Origin of the sequence: Mesorhizobium sp. M7A.F.Ca.CA.003.01.2.1, from assembly GCF_003998945.1 — a bacterium.
In the GTDB taxonomy this organism is placed as follows: domain Bacteria; phylum Pseudomonadota; class Alphaproteobacteria; order Rhizobiales; family Rhizobiaceae; genus Mesorhizobium; species Mesorhizobium ciceri.
On the sequence record NZ_RZRA01000491.1, the window covers coordinates 1 to 4,156 of the forward strand.

Annotated in this window: 5 protein-coding genes; all 5 read right to left on the reverse strand. The window is 57.1% G+C overall.

Annotation, left to right across the window (positions count from 1 at the left end):
• Positions 1-312: ABC transporter permease subunit (locus EN969_RS19445; RefSeq protein WP_164758355.1), on the reverse strand; the 312-nt coding region annotated here is incomplete at its 3' end.
• Positions 309-980 carry an ectoine/hydroxyectoine ABC transporter permease subunit EhuC gene (ehuC, locus tag EN969_RS19450; protein WP_063169346.1) on the reverse strand — a complete coding sequence of 224 codons (672 nt, stop codon included), beginning with the start codon at positions 978-980 and terminating at the stop codon, positions 309-311. The genes EN969_RS19445 and ehuC, both read right to left, overlap by 4 nt.
• Before the next feature lie 59 nt (positions 981-1,039).
• On the reverse strand, positions 1,040-1,912 hold the full coding sequence (gene ehuB / locus EN969_RS19455) for an ectoine/hydroxyectoine ABC transporter substrate-binding protein EhuB (RefSeq protein WP_082826582.1): 873 nt from the start codon (positions 1,910-1,912) through the stop codon (positions 1,040-1,042).
• A gap of 224 nt (positions 1,913-2,136) precedes the next feature.
• Entirely contained in the window at positions 2,137-3,258 is a 1,122-nt protein-coding gene (locus tag EN969_RS19460; RefSeq protein ID WP_063169347.1) for an alpha/beta hydrolase, read from the reverse strand.
• 770 nt (positions 3,259-4,028) lie between these two features.
• Positions 4,029-4,156 (reverse strand): GMC oxidoreductase (locus EN969_RS19470; protein ID WP_144289770.1); only part of this gene is annotated, 128 nt, incomplete at its 5' end.

The following is a 4,156-nucleotide window of genomic DNA, read 5'->3' on the forward strand; positions in this document are numbered from 1 at the left end:
ACAATAGACTGCATAGTGGATCCCCAGCACGCCAACTCCCGCCGTCCAGGCAGGAATGAAGATTCCGATCTGCGGACCAACGAAATAGACAAAGAACAACTGCAGCAGCAAGGGCGTTGAACGGATAAACTCCACGATCTCCGCCATGGTGGTCGAGACGTAGCGGTTTGGCGACTGGCGAATCATCGCGAAGACAAGACCCAATATCAGCGCGATCGCAAACCCGAGCAGCGTAGCCTCAATGGTGACGATCGCTCCCTGATAGAGATATGGGAAAGCCTCCCATACGTAAGACCAATCCCAGATCTTCAAGCCACCTGCTCCCGAACGAAACCGCGCGAGACGCGGCGTTCCAGCCAGCGCACGAAAGGAGTGATGAGGGCGCGCGCGATGATGTAATAACCGAATAGTGCAACCGCAAAGAACAGCATATAATCGCCAGTTGCGTCGGCCGCCTGCTTGGCGGCGCTAGTAAATTCGGGAATGGTGATGAAGAAGACGAGCGAGCTACCCTTAAGCACATCGATGAGCATGTTACCCCAGGTCGGCAGCATGGCGCGCATTGCCTGTGGGAGGATAATACGCCGCATCATGGTGAGCCGCGAAAAATTGAGCGCTGTAGATGCCTCATACTGGCCCCTATCAACGGCCTGAATGGCGGCGCGGACATACTCGGCTGCGTAGCCAGAGGCATTCATTCCGATCCCCAAAATTCCGACAGTCCACGGCGACAGGAAAATACCGAAAATCGGCAATACAAAGAACCACCAGTAGAGCTGAACCAGCATGGACGTCCCGCGGAAGAATTCGATGTAGGCGATACTGAACCAGCGCAACTGCCGACGGGGAGAGACTCGGGTCAGGCCCACGAAAAGCCCAAGGACGATCGCTACGACGCAGGCGCCAAGAGTGACGATGACCGTAGTCATGACGCCCTTGGTGAGCACGGCAAAGATAAAGCTGAGATCGACCTTACTCATATGCCCTCCCCACTGACCGCCTACCGGCCAAGGGCCGGGGAGCGGTCAGACGCATAGCTTCAGCCCTTGCAAAGATCAGCGGTCTTGCTGCCATCCGGGAGATCGCGTTTGGTGTAACCATATTTGCCGACCGCGGCCATCATTTCGTCAGAGCCAATATAGTCTTTCAACACAGCATTGAACGCGTCTACCGCAGCCTGTTCGCTGAGCGGGAAGGCTATGGCGGGATGTTCATTCGGTCCCGGCGGGGTATACGGGTCAGCCACCTCAATGCTGGGATCCTGCTCGGCAAGAGTCGTCGCGTTCAGACTATAGAGCGAGCCGGCAGCGGCGCGGCCGGCCTTTACAGCCTGTACGACCTCGGGCGGTCCGGCGACCTGCATAACCTTGTCGTCAGGGAAACCTAATTTCTTCGCCTGCTCGACTGCGGTGGTACCCGTCATGATGGCCAGGGTAAGCCCCTTCTTCTGAGCGTCATGGAGGGAATGCAGCGCTTCCGGATTGCCCTTCGGCACGATCATCGAATCATTGCTCGATGCGATCGGTTCGCTGAACAGGACGTTGCGGCACCGCTCCGGCTTAATCCACATGCCGCCCGTGATGATGTCAAAGCGACCAGCCTGGAGGCCCGGGACAAGGGAACCCCAATCGGTTACGACCGGCTCGATTTTGGTCGTTCCCATCTTTCTCAGAACGTCCAGTGTCATCACATTGACCAGGCCAAGCGGCTCGTTGTTCGCACCAGGATAGGCACTGGGAGGCTCATTGGTGAAGCCAAGACGGATCGTTTCTCCGTTCTTAATCTTATCGAGCAGCGACTCCGCCGAGGCCGAACCGGCAAAGGACGAGATTGTCATCGCCGCCAGGCCGAGCGCGGCAATCCTCTTCAAGATTGCAGCCTTAAAGCATTCGTCGAGTTTCCACTTGACCACTGGTTAGTCCTCCGTTTTCGCATCGCCGATGGTCTCCCGATATGCCTCGGGAAAAGACCATTGCATCATTTGTTGAGCTTGTAGTCCGGCGGTTCCCATCATCGTGTGAGCTGCAGGGTCCCCACTTAGGTATAGATTCCTCCAGTCGATCCTTTGCTACGCCACTTGTGCATGCTTCGTGAGCGTAGCAGCGCAGCTGTGGTGCTTTGTGCGAGAAATGCAAGTTATTCGCAGAAATTCGGTGATTTTTGGGTGCATACGCACATTTCCGTCATCCCCGTGGTTCGTTGGAAGTGAACAATCGCGAGCTGTGGTATGGCCAACTGAGGCACACCACGTCTTGCATGACTCCTGCCCTGCCCGGTTGGATGGGCGCCACCGCCTGGGCTATGCCCTTGTTGCCATGGCAGGGCACAAGTTCGTCGTATGCGACACGCCGCTGAGAGATTCGCCTCGGAGACGCTGGCCCGAGCATTGTTCCCGTCACAGTTGATCATTCGTGCCATTGACGGATGAGTCTGTTCACGGCTTCGCTCCGGATCAACCTGGACGGAATCGCCGGCATTATTGAGCAGATGGAAATCTGAATTCCTGATCAGCTTCGCCAGGTTGATCCCTTGCTCCGGCGTCGCGGTAGGGTCGTTCTTGGACCAGATGATCAACGTCTGGGCCTGAAGCTGATCAAGGTAGGGGAAGATATACTTCTGCTGCAGCAGTGGATAACGATGCAGGTTTGTCTCGTCTTCCGGCAATCTCTGCCAGATCTCCCATTGTCCCCGAGCCGCGGCCCGCCGATAGGCTTCTCGCTCGGCGCATTCCACATCCTGCCCGTGGGCGCGGCAGCTTTTCCGCCGTGCGGTGATGTATTCCTCTTCGCTCGGCATCGGGCCGGAACAGCCGTAAGCCTGCCGGCAGGCCTCCAGCCAAGCTTCGTCACGGTCATCTCCGAACGCCGGCGACACGGAGTTAGCGGTCAGCAGGACAAGCTTAGAAACAAGATCGGGACGCACGATCGCGACCCGCGCGTCGACGAATGATCCTTCTGAATGGCCGACTAGCGTGATCTGCTTCAAACCCAGTTGTTGGAGGAAGCTAATTACATGATTCACACGACCGAGCCGGTTAATGTATTTGCAGTCAGCAGGATAATCCGTTCCCCCAAAATGGAGTTGATCAATCGCTACTACCGTAAATTGATCGGATAGCCCGTTCAGCTGCCGAACAAAGGAACTCTTAGCCTCTGCACGGAAGCCCGCCCCCTGCAGGAAAACAATCGGCCTACCAGCTCCGTTCTCGCAGTACGATGTCTCGACACCATCAACCGATACGCGATGCTTGGTGATCATCGGTTCCTCGGCAAAAGGAGGGGCATCAGGTCGGCATTGCGACATGCGAGATGGACTGCCATTGCTCACTCCTGAGCGTAGCAGCCTCACATGCCACGTTGCCGAACTATCTCGTCTGAATACCGGAAATCGGCACCCCGGAGCCTCGCGTCTTGTCACTTTGCTCTGTCGTCGCCCAGCCACTGCGGCCGGGAGCCTTTTAGGTGCATGGGTGGCATTCCCCGCAAGATTTCAACCCTTGCACAGGTCGCCGGTCTTGGTGCCGTCCGGCAGATTGATTTTGGTGTAGCCGTATTTTGACCGACTGCATCATTTGGTCGGAGCCGATATAAGTATTCAATACCTCGTTGAAGGCATCGACCGCCTGCTGATTGGGCAGGAAGGCGAGACTTGGGTAGCCGGCCTTCCCAGCCGGCGGGGTGAACGGATCTGCCATTTCAACGCTGTCGACCTTGTCAGCGAGCTCCTTACCGTGAAGTAGTTTAGCGACCCCGCCGCCGCGCGGCCGACCTTCACTGCCTGCAAGAATTCGGCCTGGCCGGCGACCTGCATGACACGATCCTCCGGAATGCCCGCGTCTTTGGCGGTCGTGACCGTGTCGGAACCGGCGGTGGTGACCAGCGTTAGGCCCTTATCACGAATATCGTCAAAGGAGTGCTGGTCTTTTGGGATTGCCATTCGGCATGAGCAGGGCTTCGGTGAACTTAGCAAGCGGCTCGGTGAACACCACATTGCGGCAGCGCTCCGGCAGAATGTACATGCCGCCTGGCCTAGCTCCGTCTGCCGTCTCTCAAGGTTGTGTCGGCCAATTTCTCAGCCACCATAATCGTCGGAATGTTTGTGTTCGCCCGAGGGCAAAATGGCATGACGGAAGCGTCGGCGATCCTCAAACCCAAAA

What these genes read in the sequence shown, in the direction of transcription:
- ehuC (WP_063169346.1), bottom strand. Translation starts at nt 980, where the DNA reads ATGAGTAAGGTCGATCTCAGCTTTATCTTTGCCGTGCTCACCAAGGGC.
- EN969_RS19460 (WP_063169347.1), bottom strand. Translation starts at nt 3,258, where the DNA reads ATGATCACCAAGCATCGCGTATCGGTTGATGGTGTCGAGACATCGTAC.